Source organism: Kosakonia radicincitans DSM 16656 (assembly GCF_000280495.2).
Taxonomy (GTDB): domain Bacteria; phylum Pseudomonadota; class Gammaproteobacteria; order Enterobacterales; family Enterobacteriaceae; genus Kosakonia; species Kosakonia radicincitans.
The window spans coordinates 2,588,232-2,608,810 of sequence record NZ_CP018016.1 but is presented as its reverse complement, the minus strand read 5'-3'; the positions used below and the strand labels follow the sequence as shown (position 1 = coordinate 2,608,810).

Annotated in this window: 18 protein-coding genes and 1 tRNA gene; 10 read left to right on the top strand and 9 right to left on the bottom strand. The window is 53.7% G+C overall.

Features of this window, described 5'->3' with window-relative positions:
- Nucleotides 1-3 precede the first annotated feature (3 nt).
- Nucleotides 4-666 carry an O-methyltransferase gene (locus tag Y71_RS12655; protein WP_007371995.1) on the top strand — a complete coding sequence of 221 codons (663 nt, stop codon included), beginning with the start codon at nt 4-6 and terminating at the stop codon, nt 664-666.
- A 90-nt stretch (nt 667-756) separates the two neighbouring features.
- On the opposite strand, the gene hrpA is transcribed toward Y71_RS12655, so the two are convergent.
- On the bottom strand, nt 757-4,659 hold the full coding sequence (gene hrpA, locus Y71_RS12650) for an ATP-dependent RNA helicase HrpA (RefSeq protein ID WP_007371994.1): 3,903 nt from the start codon (nt 4,657-4,659) through the stop codon (nt 757-759).
- Between the two features lie 198 nt (nt 4,660-4,857).
- Between hrpA and azoR the strand changes: the two genes are divergently transcribed.
- The gene (azoR, locus tag Y71_RS12645) at nt 4,858-5,463 is read left to right on the top strand and encodes an FMN-dependent NADH-azoreductase (protein ID WP_007371993.1); all 606 of its coding nucleotides are present in this window, start codon (nt 4,858-4,860) and stop codon (nt 5,461-5,463) included.
- A gap of 44 nt (nt 5,464-5,507) precedes the next feature.
- Here azoR and Y71_RS12640 read toward each other — a convergent pair whose 3' ends face one another.
- Nucleotides 5,508-5,939, bottom strand: coding sequence for a MarR family winged helix-turn-helix transcriptional regulator (locus Y71_RS12640; protein ID WP_007371992.1), 432 nt, complete (start codon nt 5,937-5,939; stop codon nt 5,508-5,510).
- Nucleotides 5,940-6,167: 228 nt separating this feature from the next.
- On the opposite strand from Y71_RS12640, the gene Y71_RS12635 reads away from it, so the two are divergent.
- The gene (locus tag Y71_RS12635; protein WP_007371991.1) at nt 6,168-7,082 is read left to right on the top strand and encodes a LysR family transcriptional regulator; all 915 of its coding nucleotides are present in this window, start codon (nt 6,168-6,170) and stop codon (nt 7,080-7,082) included.
- On the opposite strand, the gene Y71_RS12630 is transcribed toward Y71_RS12635, so the two are convergent.
- The 3 genes from Y71_RS12630 to Y71_RS12620 are packed head-to-tail and all read right to left on the bottom strand — an operon-like array spanning nt 7,042 to nt 10,218.
- The gene (locus tag Y71_RS12630; RefSeq protein WP_035942259.1) at nt 7,042-7,380 is read right to left on the bottom strand and encodes a YdbL family probable chaperone protein; all 339 of its coding nucleotides are present in this window, start codon (nt 7,378-7,380) and stop codon (nt 7,042-7,044) included. The genes Y71_RS12635 and Y71_RS12630 overlap by 41 nt on opposite strands.
- Before the next feature lie 10 nt (nt 7,381-7,390).
- Complete coding sequence (locus Y71_RS12625; protein WP_007371989.1) at nt 7,391-7,582, bottom strand: YnbE family lipoprotein; 192 nt, start codon at nt 7,580-7,582, stop codon at nt 7,391-7,393.
- Entirely contained in the window at nt 7,579-10,218 is a 2,640-nt protein-coding gene (locus Y71_RS12620) for a YdbH family protein (protein WP_007371988.1), read from the bottom strand. Before Y71_RS12620 ends, Y71_RS12625 begins: the two co-directional genes overlap by 4 nt.
- A gap of 171 nt (nt 10,219-10,389) precedes the next feature.
- On the opposite strand from Y71_RS12620, the gene Y71_RS12615 reads away from it, so the two are divergent.
- From Y71_RS12615 to hslJ, 3 genes are all read left to right on the top strand, one after another.
- Complete coding sequence (locus tag Y71_RS12615; RefSeq protein ID WP_007371987.1) at nt 10,390-10,575, top strand: hypothetical protein; 186 nt, start codon at nt 10,390-10,392, stop codon at nt 10,573-10,575.
- 135 nt (nt 10,576-10,710) lie between these two features.
- Nucleotides 10,711-11,700, top strand: a complete 990-nt coding sequence (locus Y71_RS12610) for a 2-hydroxyacid dehydrogenase (protein ID WP_007371986.1) — start codon at nt 10,711-10,713, stop codon at nt 11,698-11,700.
- Nucleotides 11,701-11,813: 113 nt separating this feature from the next.
- Nucleotides 11,814-12,242, top strand: a complete 429-nt coding sequence (hslJ, locus tag Y71_RS12605) for a heat shock protein HslJ (protein WP_007371985.1) — start codon at nt 11,814-11,816, stop codon at nt 12,240-12,242.
- On the opposite strand, the gene Y71_RS12600 is transcribed toward hslJ, so the two are convergent.
- The 3 genes from Y71_RS12600 to cspE all read right to left on the bottom strand — a co-directional run bounded on the left by Y71_RS12600 (nt 12,236) and on the right by cspE (nt 13,797).
- Nucleotides 12,236-12,502, bottom strand: coding sequence for a putative hemolysin (locus tag Y71_RS12600; RefSeq protein WP_007371984.1), 267 nt, complete (start codon nt 12,500-12,502; stop codon nt 12,236-12,238). The genes hslJ and Y71_RS12600 overlap by 7 nt on opposite strands.
- 990 nt (nt 12,503-13,492) lie before the next feature.
- Nucleotides 13,493-13,570: transfer RNA gene (locus Y71_RS30315), tRNA-OTHER, on the bottom strand.
- Nucleotides 13,571-13,584: 14 nt separating this feature from the next.
- On the bottom strand, nt 13,585-13,797 hold the full coding sequence (cspE, locus tag Y71_RS12595; RefSeq protein ID WP_007371983.1) for a transcription antiterminator/RNA stability regulator CspE: 213 nt from the start codon (nt 13,795-13,797) through the stop codon (nt 13,585-13,587).
- 849 nt (nt 13,798-14,646) lie between these two features.
- On the opposite strand from cspE, the gene nifJ reads away from it, so the two are divergent.
- The 3 genes from nifJ to Y71_RS12580 all read left to right on the top strand — a co-directional run bounded on the left by nifJ (nt 14,647) and on the right by Y71_RS12580 (nt 18,901).
- Nucleotides 14,647-18,171 carry a pyruvate:ferredoxin (flavodoxin) oxidoreductase gene (gene nifJ / locus Y71_RS12590; protein WP_007371980.1) on the top strand — a complete coding sequence of 1,175 codons (3,525 nt, stop codon included), beginning with the start codon at nt 14,647-14,649 and terminating at the stop codon, nt 18,169-18,171.
- Nucleotides 18,172-18,292: 121 nt separating this feature from the next.
- Nucleotides 18,293-18,505: a KTSC domain-containing protein gene (locus Y71_RS12585; RefSeq protein ID WP_007371979.1), complete on the top strand. Its 213-nt coding sequence runs from the start codon at nt 18,293-18,295 to the stop codon at nt 18,503-18,505.
- Nucleotides 18,506-18,574: 69 nt separating this feature from the next.
- Nucleotides 18,575-18,901: an antibiotic biosynthesis monooxygenase family protein gene (locus Y71_RS12580; protein WP_007371978.1), complete on the top strand. Its 327-nt coding sequence runs from the start codon at nt 18,575-18,577 to the stop codon at nt 18,899-18,901.
- A 97-nt stretch (nt 18,902-18,998) separates the two neighbouring features.
- Here Y71_RS12580 and Y71_RS12575 read toward each other — a convergent pair whose 3' ends face one another.
- Complete coding sequence (locus Y71_RS12575; RefSeq protein WP_007371977.1) at nt 18,999-20,291, bottom strand: AppA family phytase/histidine-type acid phosphatase; 1,293 nt, start codon at nt 20,289-20,291, stop codon at nt 18,999-19,001.
- Here Y71_RS12575 and Y71_RS31110 point away from each other — a divergent pair.
- Nucleotides 20,188-20,469, top strand: a complete 282-nt coding sequence (locus tag Y71_RS31110) for a hypothetical protein (protein ID WP_167289967.1) — start codon at nt 20,188-20,190, stop codon at nt 20,467-20,469. The two genes, Y71_RS12575 and Y71_RS31110, sit on opposite strands and share 104 nt — an antisense overlap.
- Nucleotides 20,470-20,579: the final 110 nt, after the last annotated feature.

Sequence of the window (20,579 nt, the reverse complement as noted above, 5' to 3'; positions counted from 1 at the left end):
GTTATGCAGCAAAAGTGGTCCGCAGTTGATGAATACTTAGCGCAAAAACTGATCCCGGAAGATGAGGTATTAGAGCAGGTGCTGGCGAACAACCAGCGCGCCGGGCTTCCGGCGATTGATGTCTCGCCCATGCAGGGGCAATTACTGGCGCTGTTAGTCCGCATGGTACGGGCAAGGCGAATCCTGGAAATCGGTACGCTTGGCGGCTACAGCACGCTATGGATGGCGCGCGAACTGCCGGTAAACGGCGAACTGTTAACCCTGGAAGCTGAACCGCTGCATGCGGCGATTGCCCGCGAAAATCTGCATTTTGCCGGAGTGGCGAACCTGGTTACCGTCGCGGAAGGCCCGGCATTGCAGACGCTGGAAAATCTCGGCGAGCGCCCGCCGTTCGATTTGATCTTTATTGATGCCGATAAGCCCAATAACCCCAGCTACCTGAAATGGGCGCTGCACTATTCTCGTCCCGGTACATTGATTATTGGCGATAACGTGGTGCGCAACGGGGAAGTGACCAATCCAACCACCACCGACGCCAGCGTGCAGGGCGTGCGTAAATTTATTGATATGTTGGGCAATGATCCGCGCCTGACGGTGACGGCCATGCAGACCGTCGGCGTGAAGGGTTGGGACGGTTTTACGCTGGCGTGGGTTAACGCCATCTAAAAATACCGGATGGCGGCTAACGCCTCAGACCTACAAAAACAAACCGTAGACCTGAGAAGCGCAGCGCCATCAGGCTATTTCCGAATGCGCTCAGGCGCTGATTTGTTCCATTGCCTGCAAAATGCGCTTATCGGAGATGGGATAAGGTGTTCCGAGCTGCTGGGCGAAATAGCTGACGCGCAGCTCTTCTATCATCCAGCGGATCTCTTTCACATCATCATCATCGCGGCGAGCGGGCGGCAGCTTATTCAGCCACTGCTGCCACGCCTGCTGCGTCTGCTCCACTTTCAGCATCTGCGCGCGATCACGATGCGGATCGACCGCCAGTTTCTCCAGCCGTTTTTCGATCGCCTGTAAATAGCGCAGCGTATCACCCAGACGGCGGAAACCGTTGCCGGTCACAAAACCGCGGTAAACCAGCCCGCCCATCTGCGCTTTGATATCCGACAGCCCCAGCGCCATGGTCATATCGACGCGCCCTTTCAGACGCTTGTTGATATTGAACACCGCAGTGAGGATCTGCTCGACCTGTTTGGCGATCTCAACCACCGTTTCGTTCAGTTCGGCGCGCACTTTTTCATGCAGCGCGGCAAAACCCTCTTCCGTCCATACCGGGCCGCCCGCTTCATCGATCAGCTTGTCGACGCCGCAGGAGATACAGTCATCAATCAGGTCCAGCACTTTGCCGTACGGGTTAAAGTAGAGGCCCAGCTTGGCCTTATTCGGCAATTTTTCGTGCAGATATTTTATGGGCGACGGAATATTCAACAGCAGCAGACGGCGGATACCGCGCCACATTGCCTGTTGTTGCTCCTGCGGATTATCGAACAGCTTGATCGCGACACTGTCACGTTCATCCACCAGCGCTGGCCAGGCTTTCACCTTATAGTTACCGCGCTTCTGTTCGTAGCTTTCCGCCAGTGTGCCGAAACTCCAGATATGCAGCCCGCTCTGCTCGATGCCGTCATCGGCAACCGCAGACAGCGTTTCCTGCACTTTACCTTTCAGGCTCTCTTTCAGTTCCGCCAGCGAGCGCCCTTCCAGCAGCTTCTTGTTTTTGTCATCCACCACGCGGAAGCTGATTTTCAGGTGATCGGGCACCTGATCCCAGTGCCAGTCATCGCGGTCAACGATCACACCGGTCATACGGCGTAATTCGCGCTCCAGCGCATCCAGCAGCGGCAGCTCCAGCGGCGTAACGCGACCAAGAAAGGCTTCGGCATAATTCGGCGCCGGAACAAAATTGCGGCGCGTCGGTTTTGGCAGTGATTTGATGAGCGCAATCACCAGCTCGCGGCGCAGGCCGGGGATCTGCCATTCAAAGCCACTCTCGTTCACCTGATTCAGCAACGGCAGCGGGATATGTACCGTCACGCCGTCAGCATCCGCGCCCGGCTCAAACTGGTAGCTCAGCCGCAGCTTAAGGTTGCCCTGATGCCAGAAGTTCGGATAGTCGAGTTTGCTGACGTTTTCCGCACCCTCTTTAATCAACATGCTCTTTTCAAAGTTGAGCAAATCCGGCGTTTCGCGGCTGGCCTTTTTCCACCAGCTATCAAAATGACGGGCCGAAATCACCTCAAGGCTGATGCGCTGGTCGTAGAACTCAAACAGCGTCTCATCATCCACCAGAATGTCGCGACGGCGGGATTTATGTTCCAACTCTTCCACTTCAGCGCGCAGTTTCAGGTTCTCGCGGAAAAAAGCGTGACGGGTTTGCCAGTCGCCTTCCACCAGCGCATGACGAATAAACAACTCGCGGCACAGCGCCGGATCGATCTGGCTGTAGTTCACCTTGCGCGCGGCGACAATCGGCAGCCCGTAAACGGTGACTTTTTCTGTCGCCATCACCGCGCCCTGCGCCCGCTCCCAGTGCGGCTCGCTGTACGAACGTTTGATCAGATGCTGCGCAACCGGCTCCACCCACTCCGGATCGATGCGGGCAGCAATACGCCCCCACAGACGGCTGGTTTCCACCAGCTCCGCGACCATGGTCCATTTTGGCGGCTTTTTAAATAAACCCGAACCGGGGAAGATGGCGAAACGGGCATTGCGCGCGCCGGTATATTCCTGCTTTTCCGCATCTTTCATGCCGATATGCGACAACAGCCCGGTCAGCAGCGCGATATGAATTTCGCGGTACTCTGCCGGCTCGCTGTTCACCGGAATGCCTAACTCTTTTACCACCTGGCGCAGTTGGGTGTAGATATCCTGCCATTCGCGCACGCGCAGATAGTTGAGGTAATCCACCCGGCACTGACGGCGGAACTGATTCGAAGAGAGCGCTTTTTGCTGCTCGCCGAGGTAGTTCCACAGGTTCACAAAGGCAAGGAAATCAGACTCTTTGTCGTGGAAGCGCTGATGTTTTTCATCCGACGCTTGCTTTTTATCCAGCGGACGTTCGCGCGGATCCTGAATCGACAACGCCGACGTGATGATCATCGCTTCACGCACGCAGCCATGTTTCTGCGCTTCCAGCACCATCCGCGCCAGACGCGGATCCACCGGCAGTTGTGAAAGCTGGCGGCCCAGCGGCGTCAGTTTATAGGCTGTTTGCTGCTCATCGGTCGTAATGGCCCCAAGCTCTTCCAGCAGGCGCACGCCATCCTGAATATTGCGTTTATCCGGCGCTTCAACAAACGGGAATGCGGCGATATCGCCCAGCCCCAGCGCGGTCATTTGCAAAATGACCGACGCCAGGTTGGTGCGCAGAATTTCCGGGTCGGTAAATTCCGGGCGCGACAGAAAATCATCTTCCGAATAGAGACGAATACAGATCCCTTCCGAAACGCGACCGCAGCGGCCTTTACGCTGGTTAGCTGAAGCCTGCGAAACCGGCTCGATCGGCAAACGCTGCACTTTAGTGCGATAGCTGTAACGACTGATGCGCGCCGTGCCTGGATCGATCACATATTTGATGCCCGGCACGGTCAGCGAGGTTTCTGCCACGTTGGTCGCCAGCACGATACGCCGCCCGCTGTGCGGCTGGAAAACACGGTTCTGCTCGCTGTTCGACAAACGCGCATACAGCGGCAGAATCTCGGTATGGCGCAGATCGCGTTTGCTCAGCGCATCAGCGGTATCACGAATTTCACGCTCGCCGCTCATAAAGATCAGAATATCGCCCGCGCTTTCACGGCCGAGCTCATCGACCGCATCAAAAATCGCCTGTAACTGATCGCGTTCCGTGTCATCCGCTTCTTCAACAATCGGGCGATAGCGCACTTCCACCGGATACGTACGGCCGGAAACTTCAATGATTGGCGCATTATTGAAATGGCGCGAAAAACGTTCCGGATCGATCGTCGCAGAAGTGATGATGATTTTCAGATCCGGGCGCTTCGGCAGCAGCTCACGCAGGTAACCGAGCAGGAAATCGATGTTCAGGCTGCGTTCGTGCGCTTCATCGATGATGATGGTGTCGTACTGCATCAGCAGACGATCCTGCTGGATTTCCGCCAGCAGGATACCGTCGGTCATCAGTTTAACCATCGTGTTATCGCTGACATGATCGCTAAAACGGACTTTGTAACCGCTGCAGCCGCCCGGTTCCGTTTTCAACTCTTCAGCAATACGGTTCGCCACGGTGCGCGCCGCCAGACGACGCGGCTGTGTGTGGCCAATCAGGCCTTTCACGCCGCGCCCCAGCTCCATGCAAATTTTCGGTAACTGGGTCGTTTTACCGGAACCGGTCTCACCGGCGACGATGACCACCTGGTTATCGCGCACCGCTTCGAGAATGACCTGTTTCTTCTGGCTGACCGGCAGGTTATCCGGGTAATCAATCTGCGGACGCGCCGCTTCGCGCAGCGCTACTTTTCCCGCCGCGTCCGCAATCTCCTGCGCCAGTTGCCGCAGCAGTGCCTGCTGAGATTCAGGATTTTTAACTTTCTTGCTGCCATGCAGACGGCGAGCGAAGCGTTGTCTGTCGCGTAACATCAGGGTGTCGAGACGCGGCAATAGATCGGAAATCGTTAAGGTATGTTGTTCTGTCATAACGTTATTGGGCAGAGCACTGCCGGGAAACTGCGTAAGTTCTTAATGGACGTAGAATATCACATCGTGGCACGGCTTGCCTTGTTCAAGAAATTCGAACATAGGATTCGATATATTGCGCTATTCATCGCAGAATTTTGTGCATACAGTGTCACGAATTACGGGGCGACCCCATATCAATACAAAAAGGAACCACCCATGAGTAAAGTGTTAGTTCTTAAATCCAGTATTTTGGCAGGGTACTCACAGTCTGGTCAGTTGGCTGACTATTTCGTTGAACAGTGGAGCGCGAAACACGCCGGCGATCAAATCACCGTTCGCGATCTGGCTGCAAACCCGATTCCGGTGCTGGATGGCGAGCTGGTTGGCGCTCTGCGTCCGAGCGATGCTCCGCTGACGCCGCGCCAGCAGGAAGCGCTGAAACTCTCCGATGAGTTGATTGCTGAATTGCAGGCTCATGATGTGATCGTAATTAATGCCCCGATGTACAACTTCAACATCCCGACGCAGTTGAAAAACTACTTCGACCTGGTCGCTCGCGCTGGCGTGACCTTCCGTTACACCGAAGCAGGCCCGGAAGGCCTGGTGAAAGGTAAACGCGCGGTGATCCTCTCCAGCCGTGGCGGCATCCACAAAGACACCCCGTCTGACCTGGTTGCACCGTACCTGAAGCTGTTCCTCGGCTTTATCGGCATTACCGATGTGAACTTCGTGTTCGCTGAAGGCATCGCTTACGGCCCGGAAGTGGCTACTAAAGCGCAGACCGACGCCAAAGCGGCTATCGACAGCCTGGTCGCTGCATAAGATATTCCCCCTCTCACCATCCGGTGGGAGGGTTTCTCCCCGCTCTACTCTGCCGTATAGCGCTTTGTCGCTGTCAGGATCGTTTGCAGTAACCCATCCAACTGTTCCATTTGCCCGGGAAAAATAGTGTGAAACAGCGGCTGTAGCGCCTGCTGGATCTCGTTATACATCGCCACACCTTGATCGGTGATTTTGATGGCGTATTTACGCCGGTCGCTGATATTGACCGCGCGCACCAGCAATTTCTGTTTCATAAGCTGTTTGATCAGCTCGCCGACGCTGGGCTCCTTAAGCCCCATGCGCAGCGCGATTTCCCGTTGCGTCACAATCTGCGATTCGTTACGAATACAGACGAGAAGCATCCAGCCATTAAAACCGATGTGGTTGTCTTTAATTTTTTGATCAATCAGCAGACGCAAATTATGCGACGCCAGGTACAACATGTGTACACGCGATAAAAGCCCGGCATTGTCCATAGGGGATCCTGAAAAAGCAGAACTGAGGAGTGGTGCCGGGTGCCTCCCGGTAAGCTACGTTTGATCCCGTAGCCTGCGCAGCAATGTTCTTCATGATCAAAAGCGCCCCGCCGCATAGGGGGATTCACCACGTTAATCAGGGCTGTACGCTCAGCAGATGGACAAGCCTATACCGGGCTAATTATAATGAAAATAGGCATTTCCTTATGAACTCTATAAATATTCATTATGTTTAACCCGCAGCTTTTACGATCATTTAGCGCCCTGATTGAAGCCGGATCGTTTACCCGCGCAGCGGATAAGCTTGGCATTACCCAGGCGGCGGTCAGCCAGCATATTCGCCAACTGGAGCAACAAACCGGCCCGCTGATTTTGCGCGGGAAACGGACGCTGGAGCTAACGCCGCAAGGCAACGCATTACGCGATTATTGCCAGGAGCTGGAACAGGCGGATAAGCGTTTACAAAATCGTCTGGAAGATAAGGATAAAGCAGGCGGTGAAATCAGCGTCATATGCCCGGGCAGCATCGGGTTGCGCATCTACCCGCTGCTGCTCAATTTGCAGCAGCAGCAACCTGAACTGACCATCCGCCTGCGCGTATCGCCCAATCACTCGGTGATTGCTGAAGTGCTGGCCAGCCGCTACGAGTTAGGGTTGGTCACGCAACAACCAGATGACACGCGTCTGACGGCGCATAAATTCACCGAGGAGCCGCTAGAATTAGTGCTTCCCGCTGGCTGTACTGCCAGTAGCTGGCAGGATCTGCAAAAGCTGGGGTTTATCAGCCACCCGGATGGACATGCGATGGCGACGCGGCTGCTCAGCCGCCGTTTTCCCGGCAATCCGGGAATGCAAAGCATACGGGTGAGCGGTTTTATTAACCATATTGGTCTGATACCGGAACCCGTTTCACGCGGGCTGGGTTTTACGGTGTTACCGCGCTATGCGCGGCTGGCCTTTCCGCGCCAGGCACTGTTGCAGGTTGACAACCATCCGGTCAACGTTGTCGATACGCTGTGGCTGATTCACCGCGCGGAGTGGCCGATAACGCGGCGGGCGGAACAGGCGCTGGCGTGGTTACGCCAGCATCTTAGTGATGAAATCAATGCGCCGCTGACGATTTCTTCAGCCATTTACCGTTAATGCCCTGCACATATTCACCGGGCCGGGCGCGATCCACCAGTTTCTGCCCCGCCATCTTCGCCACATCATCAACGGGGATGTTGTTGCTATCGGCCAGTTGCTGGTAGCTTTCGGCACGCGCTTTGTTAATGCGATCCACCAGCGCCATCGTCTCTTTATCGTGGCTTACCGGCGCAATGTAGCCGGTTAAGGTTTCCCCCACCCGCCCTTGTGAACGGGCTTCGTCCAGCGTCAATGCCTGCGCGGTTGCACTGGCGAGGCTCAGCACCAACAATGCCATCAGCAGTCGTTTTTTCATCATGATGGCCTCAGAACAGATCGCTGCGCGATTTCAGCAGGGTTTCGACATCTTTATCCACTTTGATGTGGATTTCATGCTCGATCTTCACATTCATATTGATGGTGATCGGCTCTTTTGGCGCCGCCACCTCGATGCGCGGCGTACAGCCAGCCAGCAAGGTAGTTATTGCCAGCACCGGCACGGCTATCGGGGTTTTCATTGTTTTTCCTCACACTTTTCGCCCTTCGCACAGCGCGCCTGGGGAAGCGCGGCATGTTGCTCAAGCCATGACTGCAAATTGTCGCCAAAACGTAAACTGCGCCATAAGGTAAAGACGTTTTCCTCATGGGTATAGTTCAAATTCACGGTGCTGCTCTTGCCTTCAACATAGCTGGTGCCGCGAATGGTAGCCTGCATTTTTAACACGCCAAGATTATCCAGATCTATCTTTGTCCAGGAACGGGAAATTTCCATATAGCGCAACCAGTTGATAGCCGCGCCTGCCGCCATGTTGTCGTTCACCACCGCATCCGCGGTATCTTTGTCGATACGCAGCGTCATCGGACCCGGGTTGTGCAACCAGCCGTCCTTAATTATCCATTGCGGATTATCCAGCCACAGCGGCAGCGCGCCGTCAAAAGGCCCGGAAAGCGCAAACTGCTTCGGATTGACCGCGCTGACCAGCTCGCTGGATGAAATATGATTAATGCGCACCAGTGCCGGATCGTGCTGCGGCATGCGCAGTTGCTGCATGGTCACTTTACCGCCGAGCATATCGACGCTGACATCGCTCAGAATGAGCGGGTTTTCTTCGCTCCACGGCCAGGCCCCCTGCAAATCAGCGGTGATATTTTTGGCTGTCACCTGGTTAACAATTTCGCCAATGCGCAGCGATACCGGCCTGCGGGTACCCAGTTGCCAGGCAGCATTGCGGTAGCGGAAAGGCAATACAAAATCGACACCGCTGATTTCATTATCCGGCGTCCAGACGCTGCCGCTTTTCAGCACGCCGTGCCCACCGGCTTCAAAACCTTGCCCGGCCGCCGCAGAAAACGCCACCTGAGCGTAGAGCGAGCCATTGAGCAGCTTCATCTTCCAGTCTGGCGGGATCAACGGCTGGAAAACACTGAGCGACTGACGCGGCCACCAGGCCTGCCCGCGCAATCTTTCGCCATCCCAGCGGCCATTCACCTGCACAGGGCCGATAGCATTGGCACTCAGGGCGCCTTTAAACTGAAAATCGGTGGGATTGGCGCCGTCAACGCTGAACTTGAGTTGCGAGGCGGGCAAATGGCTACCGCCGCTAAAGGTCGTTTGCCCGGCATCCAGCGTCAGTGCGCCGCTGAACTGTGGCTTCTCCTCATCCCGCACCCATTTCACCGGTTCATCCAGCACCAGCCGGGGCGTACTGATTTGCATGGTGCCGTACTGAAGTTGATCAAAACCGGTTGAAAGATCGGTCAGCGTGATGGTGTTGTCCTGCCACTCGCCGCGACCGGCAACGTCCCAGCGCGCGTTCATCGGCGTAAAATTGCCATCCCCCCAGTAACGCCAGCGCCACTCGCCATTATCTGGCAAAAAATTCTGCGCCTGCCCATCGAGATGCAGGCGAAAATCGCCCATCACATTCTCGTGCGCACGAAGAATTGCCTGCAAACGGCCGTCGATGCCCTGCCGGGTCAGTTTTACGCCCGCCAGCGGCCAGCGCACCTCATCAATATTCAGTGAATCGATCACCCGTCCGCGCGAACGCAGCAGCGCGCCGGGCGTAAAGGCCAGTTGCGGTTCATCAAAGCTGCCGCTCAGTTGTGCCGGTAATACGGCGTAAAGCACCAGATCGCCCTGCTTCGCTTCGCCGGTCAGTTGCAGCGGCATGGCGTTGTCGGTCATGCTTAGCCGACCCGGACCAATCGTCAGCACGGCATTGCCTTTACCGGCTTCCCCCTGCGTCAGCACGTTCAGCCGACCGCTTATCTGCGCCTTATCCAGCCCCTGCTGCCAGTTGTCGATCTTCAGCCCTACGCGACCGCTCAGCGGAAAACCGGCATATGGCCAGTTCCAGCGGCCATCGCTGATGGCGAGCTGCTCGCCGGTCACCTGCCAGGGTAAGTCGAGCAGCGGATCGCTGCTGTCGCGCGACATAACAATCGTCTGCCCTTCGTTATCGCGCCACTCCATATCAACATCCACCAGACCGGGTTGCTGTGGCAGAGTAAGCGTGCTTTGCATATGGCCATTGACGGGCCATCCATCCGGGACGGCGGGCAGCGTAAATTCACCGCCAAGCGTGAATGGCGGCTGGTTATCAAACAGTTGCAGCGCGAGTCGGTTAACGCTCAGCGCCTGCCCGTGCAGACGGGCCTCAAGCTGCACGCGCTCACCGTTGTAACTCAGTTGCTGAATTTGAGGTGTCAACGCCAGCGACAGTTTGCCGCCCCATGATTGCCACGGCGAAATGGTTAACCGATCCACCGTAAGCCAGGTGTAAGGCAGCATCGCTTGCCATTCGCTCAGCGTTCGCGGCGCGGTTGATGGCGTGTCGTTTGCTGGCAGCTTATTGAGACAGGCGCTATTGATCGTCAATGCGCCCGCGTGTAATTGCCAGCGGCTGGGATGGGTAAGCTCAGCGTTCTGGAGCCACGCCAGTTGGCAATCGTCAACCCAGTAGCGCAGATCGGGAATTTTCAGTGAATGGCGGGTAAAGCGCGGGCGCTCTTCCATTGCGATGCGCGTACCGGCAGGCAGCCAGATCCCGGCAAGGGTCGGCACCCATTGCGCCAGCGTCATCAGTAACGTTAGCGGCAGCAGTATAAATAATAAAACCAGTGCGATGGCGGCTTTGTATTTACCCTTCATGGGCAGCTAATATCCTGATTTATCGTGTGATTAAGCCAATTCTGCCGGATATTGTGACATGTTTAACCGCCCTGTTAAAAGCGCGAGCCGCTTTAATCATAGTCTGGCTGTTGCATTTTCAGTAGCAGAGGACGATATTGCTGCGAAATCATTACGCTATAGGTTTAAGGAATGTTCACTAAAGGTTCTCTGATCCGCGGTTGGTTCGCGGGCGCCACTATTTTCACCTGTTTCACGTTTGGTGATTATCTCAGTGCAAATGTGTTTCACGACTCGAAAATCCCATGGGTTATCAGCGTGCTGCTGGCCTTCATCATTAACTGGAGCGCTAACAGCACTCTCAAGCAACTGCGCTAATACTGTCGGCAGTGCAGGCAGTTATACTGAGAGTAGACACATTCATCAGGCCTATGATTATCAATAAAATTTGAAGGTTTACATAATAATTTTAAACAGTGATAATGTAGGCAGGAAACCGTTGGAGAAAGCCTTATGAAACTCGCGATATATAGCACAAAGCAATACGATAAAAAGTATTTGCAGCAGGTAAACGAGCATTATGGCTACGATCTTGAATTTTTCGACTTTTTGTTAACGGAGAAGACCGCCAAAACCGCCAACGGCTGTGAAGGGGTCTGTATTTTCGTCAATGATGACGGTAGCCGCCCGGTACTGGAAGAGTTGAAAAAGCTGGGCGTGAAATTTATCGCGCTGCGCTGTGCCGGGTTCAATAACGTCGATCTTGATGCGGCCAAAGAGCTTGGGCTGCAGGTGGTGCGTGTGCCTGCCTACTCACCGGAAGCGGTGGCGGAACATGCGATTGGCATGATGATGACACTCAACCGTCGTATTCACCGTGCTTATCAGCGCACCCGTGACGCCAACTTCTCGCTCGAAGGTCTGACCGGCTTTACGATGTACGGTAAAACGGCTGGCGTGATTGGTACCGGCAAAATCGGTGTTGCGGCGCTGCGTATCCTGAAGGGGTTCGGTATGCGCCTGCTGGCGTTTGATCCCTACCCGAGCGCGGCTGCGCTGGAACTGGGCGTAGAGTATGTGGATCTTGATACGCTGTTTTCCCAGGCCGACGTTATCTCCCTGCACTGTCCGCTGACGCCGGAAAACTTCCATTTGCTGAACCGTACCGCGTTTGAGCGCATGAAAGACGGCGTGATGATCATCAATACCAGCCGTGGCGGTTTGATCGATTCACAGGCGGCGATTGATGCGCTGAAGACACAGAAAATTGGCGCGCTCGGCATGGACGTGTATGAAAACGAACGCGATCTGTTCTTTGAAGACAAATCCAATGATGTGATTCAAGACGATGTGTTCCGTCGCCTGTCGGCATGCCATAACGTGCTGTTCACCGGCCACCAAGCATTTCTGACCGCCGAGGCGTTGACCAGCATTTCTGAGACCACGCTGGAAAACCTGCGCCAGTTACGTGACGGTGAAAGTTGCCCGAACGCGCTGTTCTAAGCGGTTTGTGCGGTTCCCCGGCCAGGGGAGCCGTTTTAAGATTAACGGCCAGTGACACCCAGGTTAACCCTGTTAAAATCCCCGCCCTGAATGGAAAATTCTTAGAGGAAGAGATGAAAAAAATTATCCCTTTAATTGCGCTGAGCATTGCGCTTTCCGCCTGTGTCAGTTCCCGCACTGATACCCTTAAACCGGAACAGTTGGCTAACCAGCGTTTTGTACTGACTACCTTTAACGGCAAAGCACTGACGACATCAGACCAGAGCCCGGCTCCGGAAATCCGTTTCGACAAGGATCTGCGCGTCTCAGGCAAAATGTGCAACGGCTTTATGGGCCAGGGCAAACTTTCTGACGGCGCATTAACCGTGAAGCACATGGGCATGACCATGATGATGTGCGCAGATCCGCAGCGTAACGAGCTGGATCATACTATTCAGGGCATGCTGAGTGACGGCGCGCAGATCGATTTGACCGGCGACCAGCTAACGCTGGCAACCGCTTCGCAGACGTTGATTTATACCCGCGCGAATAACGCTCAATAATTACCGCAGCTTCCGGTGGCAAGCGACTGTTCGCTACAGCGTTTGCCATTCGGCAATGCACACATTCCCACCATCGAACCGTCAAGCTGACGCGCGACAGATAACGATCCGCCAATCATTGCACAATTTGCCTGACCGCTGTTAGACATCGCGGCCTTTATGCCTGGCACAACGTGAGCAGCCGTAGCCTGTTGCACAGGTTCACTACTGCATGCCGACAATAATAAAACGGCGCACCCCACCCAAAACGCAGAACGCATCTCTTCTCTCCCTTTATTAAAGCGAAACCCAAGCATAATAGGCAGCACAGCGCAATACGTCGAGAGCTGAAAGTCATCTTTATGCACCGCAGAAACATTTTTTTGCGTTTTTATCGCCTGACGCAGGTAATAACTGGCTTGCCCACACTTCACCAGAGATTTTCTGTCCTCACGGTACGCCCTTTTCGAAGCACTACGGGCTGGCTCCTTGATGGCGGTGGTATCGGCTCCGGTTGTAAGAATTCATGAAGTGGATCCCCGCAGCCTGAAATAAAAAAACCTGCCCGGTGAGCAGGTTGCTGATAACGTGTTTTTTATAAACAGGAAGAATTCAACTTTGGATCCTGCGGAAGAATTGCTCAGTCGATTCCCGGACGTGCTCATCAGGGTTCTCGGCAATATCCCCCTCTCCTGACGAATGTCGAACGTAGCTACTTTTTTGCCCGTGAAGCAAGGCAGGAGAAGAACCTGCATAGCCTGCAACTGAACAAAATGACAGAAACAGTAGAAACCATGCAGTTCTCAACGTCTTACCCATCATTCATAACCCGTATGTTGTTGGCATTCGAAAACATAGTGGCGTAATGAAAGTAAAATGCTGTATGCGATACTTAAACGTATCCAGGAAGCTATGAAAAATTACGTGGGTTGAAATGCAATAATAAATTCGCAGGATGTACTACCAGATGCTTCACATTATTAACGTTCATGACTATGTGTACTTCGAAGCGAAATTGTTGCTTACACGATTGGCCGACAGAACGTAACTCCGCTATTTCTTCTTTTATTTTGCTCTTATTTTTGATTTACATCAGCGGTGCGGTGCAACAGCGCATACAAGGGAACACATGTTGAAAAGTTGTTTTGTCAGTTTCCGAGGGGGAATTCTTAAATAAAGAAAGCCGGAAGCAGGAGCAATGCAAACAGAGGTTACCAATACTGAAAATAAATAACCCCGCCAGAGAGGCAGGGTTATCTTGTTAAAATCGGGCCGCTATCGAGGACTCAAACCCCGACTCTGCTTTCTGTAAATAAAGCAACGCTCTAACCGTGCTGAGCTAATAGCGGACCGGGAATGCTATTTATATTGCGGAAACATTCCCGGCTGACGGGCCTTTTTGCCCATCTTCAATCGTGAATTCTACTTTCTGACCTTCATTCAGCGTTTTAAAACCGCCGCTCTGGATAGCCGAAAAATGCACGAATACGTCTTTGCTGCCATTGTCAGGCGTGATGAAACCAAACCCTTTGGACTCATTAAACCATTTTACTAAACCAGTCATTTTGTTAGACATAAATATTTCCTCAATATACATAGAGCCTTTCGGCGAAAAAGGGTTTTCGCACAGAATTAAATTATTAACGATAAGGAGGCTCAAAAAGAAGAATTATCTACAGATAACACTTGTGATGAGGACTGCTTTACTAAACCGCTTTATTACATCTGTGGAACAAACCTACCACTCATTAGTCACACATATACCAACTTATAGCAAGCTTTATTTTAGATTGATGACCCACGACGCGAGATGTCAGGCAATTGGTATTATTAGTAAAATGACGTCCAATGTTAGAGCAAACCCAGGCGATTTTATCAAATATGTCAGACATCATGGTGCTAAAATCCAACACTATGCTGCTATCTTGTCACGCCCTGTAAATGGGCTGTGTGAATGCTTCCTCCTGCAAGTGCCTGTTGACCCGCGCCCTGCTCGCGTCGGCGCAACCGTGCGTTCGCGGGCAGGGTTGGCTGGCGATTCCCCCACCTTTGCGCCAGAGTTACAGGACGTTTTACGCAGGATTAGCACCAGCAAAGTCAATGAGTGCTACTTACGGGAAAATAACTGGCTGCATTTCAGTGTATTTTTCCACGATAGCGCGACGTAGCTGTGAATCGGTTACCAGAAACATACCTGATACGCTTTCTGTTCGAAGGAAGCGGTTGATGGAGTGCAATGCATTAAAAAATAAAATAAAAAATCGTTCAGAACGCACAGGCTGATGAAAAAAGAAACTCCTGAGCCCGATCTGACAGAACGCAACGAATTCATTCACATGCTAAATACCGGCCAGGCACATCAGATCAAATATCTATCTTCGCTGGCTGTTTATACTGAATATAATTAAGTAATGAGAGCATTCATATGATCACTATTGACGGTAATGGCGCCGTGGCCTCGGTGGCCTTTCGTACCAGTGAAGTTATCGCCATATATCCCATAACGCCCAGTTCAACGATGGCTGAGCAGGCTGATGCCTGGGCCGGTAACGGTCTGAAGAATGTCTGGGGCGACACGCCCCGCGTTGTTGAAATGCAGTCGGAAGCCGGGGCTATTGCAACTGTCCACGGCGCACTGCAAACCGGGGCGCTCTCAACCTCATTTACCTCATCGCAGGGGCTGCTGCTGATGATCCCGACGCTGTACAAACTGGCTGGGCAACTGACCCCCTTTGTACTGCACGTCGCAGCACGTACAGTGGCTACCCATGCCCTCTCCATTTTTGGCGATCACTCCGATGTGATGGCGGTGCGCCAGACTGGCTGCGCCATGCTCGCTGCGGGTAGCGTGCAGGAAGCGCAGGATTTTGCGCTGATTTCGCATATTGCCACGCTGAAAAGCCGCGTGCCGTTCATTCACTTTTTTGATGGTTTCCGTACCTCGCACGAAATCAACAAGATTACGCCGCTGGCGGACGACACTATCCGCAATCTGCTACCACAACAGGAGATTGACGACCATCGCGCCCGTGCGTTGAACCCGGAGCATCCGGTCATTCGCGGCACATCGGCTAACCCGGACACTTACTTCCAGTCCCGCGAGGCGACCAACCCGTGGTACAACGCGGTTTACGCTCACGTCGAACAGGCAATGAACGATTTAGCCGAAGCCACCGGCCGCAGCTACAAGCCGTTCGAATACTACGGACATCCGCAGGCCGATCGCGTGATTGTACTGATGGGTTCAGCAATAGGTACCTGCGAAGAGGTGGTTGATGAGTTGCTGACGCGGGGTGAGAAAGTCGGCGTGCTGAAAGTTCGCCTCTATCGCCCGTTTAGCGCCGCGCATCTGCTGGCGGTCTTGCCGGAAAGCGCGCGTACTGTCGCTGTGCTCGATCGCACCAAAGAACCAGGCGCGCTGGCGGAACCACTTTATCTTGATGTGATGACCGCGCTGGCGGAAGCCTTTAATCACGGTGAACGCGAAACCCTGCCGCGAGTGATTGGCGGGCGCTATGGTTTATCCTCCAAAGAGTTTGGCCCGGAATGCGTGCTGGCGGTGTTTAACGAGCTGCGCGCGGCAAAGCCCAGACCGCGTTTTACCGTCGGTATCTACGACGACGTTACCAATCTCTCGCTGCCGCTGCCGGAAAACACCCTGCCATCGCACGCGAAACTGGAAGCGCTATTTTACGGGCTGGGCAGCGATGGCAGCGTCTCGGCGACCAAAAACAATATCAAGATTATTGGTAACTCCACGCCGTGGTATGCGCAGGGTTATTTTGTCTATGACTCGAAAAAAGCGGGCGGCCTGACGGTTTCGCATTTGCGCGTCAGCGAAAGACCAATAAACTCCGCCTATCTGGTTTCGCAGGCGGATTTTGTCGGTTGCCATCAGTTGCAGTTTATCGATAAATACCAAATGGCCGAACGGCTGAAGCCGGGCGGTATTTTCCTGCTCAATACGCCCTACAGCGCAGAGGAAGTGTGGTCGCGGCTGCCGCAGGAAGTTCAGGCGGTGCTGAATCAGAAAAAAGCCCGTTTCTTCGTGGTCAACGCGGCGAAAATCGCCCGCGAATGCAGCCTCGGCGCACGTATTAACACCGTAATGCAGATGGCGTTCTTCCATCTGACAAATATATTGCCGGGCGACAGCGCGCTGGCTGAATTGCAGGGCGCGATCGCCAAAAGCTACAGCAGCAAAGGTCAGGAGCTGGTTGAGCGCAACTGGCAGGCACTGGCGCTGGCGCGTGAATCACTGTTCGAAGTATCGCTGGAGCCTGTCAACCCGCTGAGCGCACACCGCCCGCCGGTGGTTTCCGATGCGGCGCCGGATTTTGTCAAAACCGTCACCGCCGCTATGCTGGCGGGCCTTGGCGATGCGCTGCCGGTCTCAGCCCTGCCGCCGGACGGCACCTGGCCGGTCGGCACCACCCGCTGGGAGAAACGCAATATCGCGGAAGAGATCCCCATCTGGAAAGAAGATCTCTGTACCCAGTGTAACCACTGTGTCGCCGCCTGCCCGCATTCGGCGATCCGCGCGAAAGTAGTTTCTCCGGCAGCGATGGAAGAGGCTCCCGATACGCTCCATTCACTGGACGTAAAATCGCGCGATATGCGGGGTCAGAAATATGTCTTGCAGGTCGCGCCGGAGGATTGCACCGGCTGTAATCTGTGTGTTGAGGTCTGCCCGGCGAAAGATCGTCAGAACCCGGATATCAAGGCCATCAATATGATGTCGCGCCTTGAACATGTGGAAGAAGAGAAAGTGAATTATGACTTCTTCCTCGGTCTGCCGGAGATCGACCGCAGCACGCTGGAACGCATTGATATCCGTACTTCGCAACTGATCACCCCGCTGTTTGAATATTCCGGCGCGTGTTCCGGCTGCGGTGAAACGCCGTACATCAAGCTCCTGACCCAGTTGTATGGCGACCGGATGATGATTGCCAACGCTACCGGGTGCTCATCCATTTACGGCGGTAATCTGCCTTCAACGCCGTATACCACAGACGCCAACGGGCGCGGTCCGGCGTGGGCGAACTCGCTGTTTGAGGATAACGCCGAGTTTGGTCTGGGCTTCCGTCTCAGCGTCGATCAACATCGCCAGCGTGTGATGCGTCTGGTGAATCAATTTGCCGACCATATTCCGGCGGAACTGTTTGCCGCTCTTCAGCAGGAGGCCACGCCGGACGTTCGCCGTGCACAGGTTGCTGAACTGCGTAACGCACTGGCCAATGTTGAAGGTGCACAGCAACTTCTGACCGATGCCGATGCGCTGGTTGAGAAATCGATCTGGCTGATTGGCGGCGATGGCTGGGCCTATGACATTGGTTTCGGCGGGCTGGATCATGTGATGAGTCTGACCGAAAACGTCAATATTCTGGTGCTTGATACCCAGTGCTACTCCAACACCGGCGGCCAGGCATCAAAAGCCACACCGCTGGGTGCGGTGACCAAATTTGGCGAACACGGTAAACGTAAAGCGCGCAAGGATCTGGGTGTCAGCATGATGATGTACGGACATGTTTATGTGGCGCAGATTTCCCTTGGCGCACAGTTGAACCAGACCGTGAAAGCTATTCAGGAAGCGGAATCCTATCCGGGGCCATCGCTGATCATCGCTTACAGCCCATGCGAAGAGCACGGTTACGACCTGGCGCTGAGCCACGATCAGATGCGTCAGTTGACCGCCACCGGCTTCTGGCCGCTCTATCGTTACGATCCACGCCGCGAAGAGGAAGGCAAAATCCCGCTGGCGCTGGATTCACGTCCGCCATCTGACGCGCTGGCGGAAACGCTGCTCAATGAGCAGCGTTTCCGTCGTCTGAATGCGCAGCAGCCGGAAGTGGCAGAGCAACTGTGGAAAGATGCCGCCGCCGACCTGCAAAAACGCTATGACTTCCTCGCGCAACTGGCCGGAAAAGCAGAGAAAAGCCCGACCGAGTAAACGAGCTGCCTAAAAAGCCACCGGTTAACGCCGGTGGCTTTTTTAACGCACGGATTTCGCATGACACCATCCGCAAGCTGCGTTAATAATCAGTTTTCCCGGGCAGCAAGGAGCGAACAGCATGCGACATCATCCCGTAACCTCATCACGCATTTCTTCCATTGGTTATGACAGCCGCAGCCTCACGCTCGAAATCTGTTTTCACGATAAAAGCATTTATCAGTATCAGAACGTTCCGGAGCGGATCTTCACGGTTTTTCTGACCGTTGTCTCGAAAGGCCGCTTTTACGATGGCGTGGTCAAAGGAAAATTCCCCGAAAAAAAAGTCGCCTGAACAGGTAGCTGCCCGCCGTTCTTATAATCTGTCAGGATAAGTTTTTTCACTCTTATAACGGAAACCGCAATGTCAAAAAACAGTCCTTCCACGCCCTATTACGCCGTGATTTTTACCTCCGTGCGCACAGCGGTTGATGACGGTTATGGCGCAATGTCCGATCGTATGATGGAACTGGCGATTAACCAGCCGGGTTTTCTCGGTGTCGATTCCGCGCGTGAGGAAGTGGGAATTACCGTCTCATACTGGGAATCACTTGACGCGATTAAAAACTGGAAAGCAAACGCTGAGCACGCGATAGCGCAGAAAACCGGACGGGAAAAGTGGTATCACTCCTTCACCACGCGCATCTGCCGGGTTGAAAAAGAGTATTCGTTTGCTGCGCCACAGGAATAATCCATCGATTTTACTGCCTGGAAACATGCCCGGAGTGAAAAACTGCCGGAGTTCCGGGCATGTACGGTGAGAATATTTTTCGCTAACAGACGCTTGTTTATAAACCGCAAGCAGGTACACGCACTGATTCAATCAGCGCTGAAAAACTTGCCAGCGAACACATTCCCTGCGCATTTTTTTCGTTGCATGCCGTGAGCTTCAGATCCACTTGTCCGGGTGGATTTTCCAGCGATAAAGGCTGCATTTCCCGCATCTCCTGCAATGTCTGATAAACGAACGAAACCTGAATCCAGTCGCTATTATCACTGAGCCGCTTCCATCTTTCGAAAACCAGCTCACCGCCCGGCGGAGTATTATCGGGCTGAGCGGGGAGCAACCAGTTAATACCTAATGCCCCGCTGATATTGGCCAGATTGGTATCGTGCCCGGCAATAAATAACAAAGAAACCGGCAAGTTAATGCCATAGCTATTTTCGGCTGACCCTTTCGTTACCAGCGCAGTGCGAATCAAATCGAGTAAGGGCGTTGCCTTGCTACGTGCCACTTCTGGCGTTTTTTGCAAAAGGTCAAACTGCGCGTTGTGCAGACTTAATAACTCGCCCCATTCTTTCTCCCCCGCTATCCGTCCCCAGGCCACTTGTGGCATACCCTGAGCCTGCTGGAGCAGGAATATCTCTGTCAGCATTGAAGAAAGCCCCCATGCGCCGGTTAACGAAACATTATCCGGCGTGGCGTTGAGTTTCGTGGGTAAGACCTGGGTTAATGAGCAGCCATTATTCTGCCCGGTTGCTTTGCATTTTTCTGACTGAGAGAAATTTAAAACCTTTTCCAGAGTCTGAAAGGCTGGTTGGTATCGTTGCGCGTAGTGCCCGATATCGCCTCCGGCCTGGTTCAGAATCGCCTCTTTCACTTTTACAGGGTTGAATGAACATTTACCCGCTTTTATGGGGTTAAAAACAGGATCTGTTCGGGTTTGCTGTTGTTGATAGTGCACCGGGATATGGCATTCTGGCGCAAACCCGGCAAGAAATGCTTCACCTGTTTTACGCGTTCGTTGATCCGTATCGGCAACGACAGCGACCTGCGCAAACGGACACGTTTTATCGCCTTGCAGACCTTTCTCCGCCAGCCGCAAACGCTGATACTTCCCCAACTCAGAAATAAGCTGCCCTCCACGCGGCGTCAGCCAGCCTAAAGGCACGTCCCATTGTGGCCACTGATAAGGTGTGACGGCTTGCATGAGCGCGGTGGATTTTGTCGGTGCCCTTACGCCATGGCGGCTGAGAATGACCACGCGTTCCAGCTTCATTTCGCTCTTTCCCGAAGCAAGCGCTGGAACCGAACCGAATATCAGCGTTAAAAAAATGAAACGAACAATCAAGGTGTTCATTGCTTACATCTCCCTTGCTGTTATAGAGATAACAGGATATTTCTCCCTACCAGGCGATACAGGTTTGAGGAAGATCCTACGGACAGAAGACGGTAAAATGCATGATGTTTATATTCAGCGAATGCGCAAAAGCGAACGAAAACCACACTATTCTTTATCCTTTGCAGGGGCAAGATGAAATGCGCTCGTAAAACGCGCTGGCATTCGTCGCCGGAATCCGTACCATACGCGCATACTTTTGCCTGCTGACTTTTGAGTGCCGGCGCTAATCTGTATTTTATTGCCAAC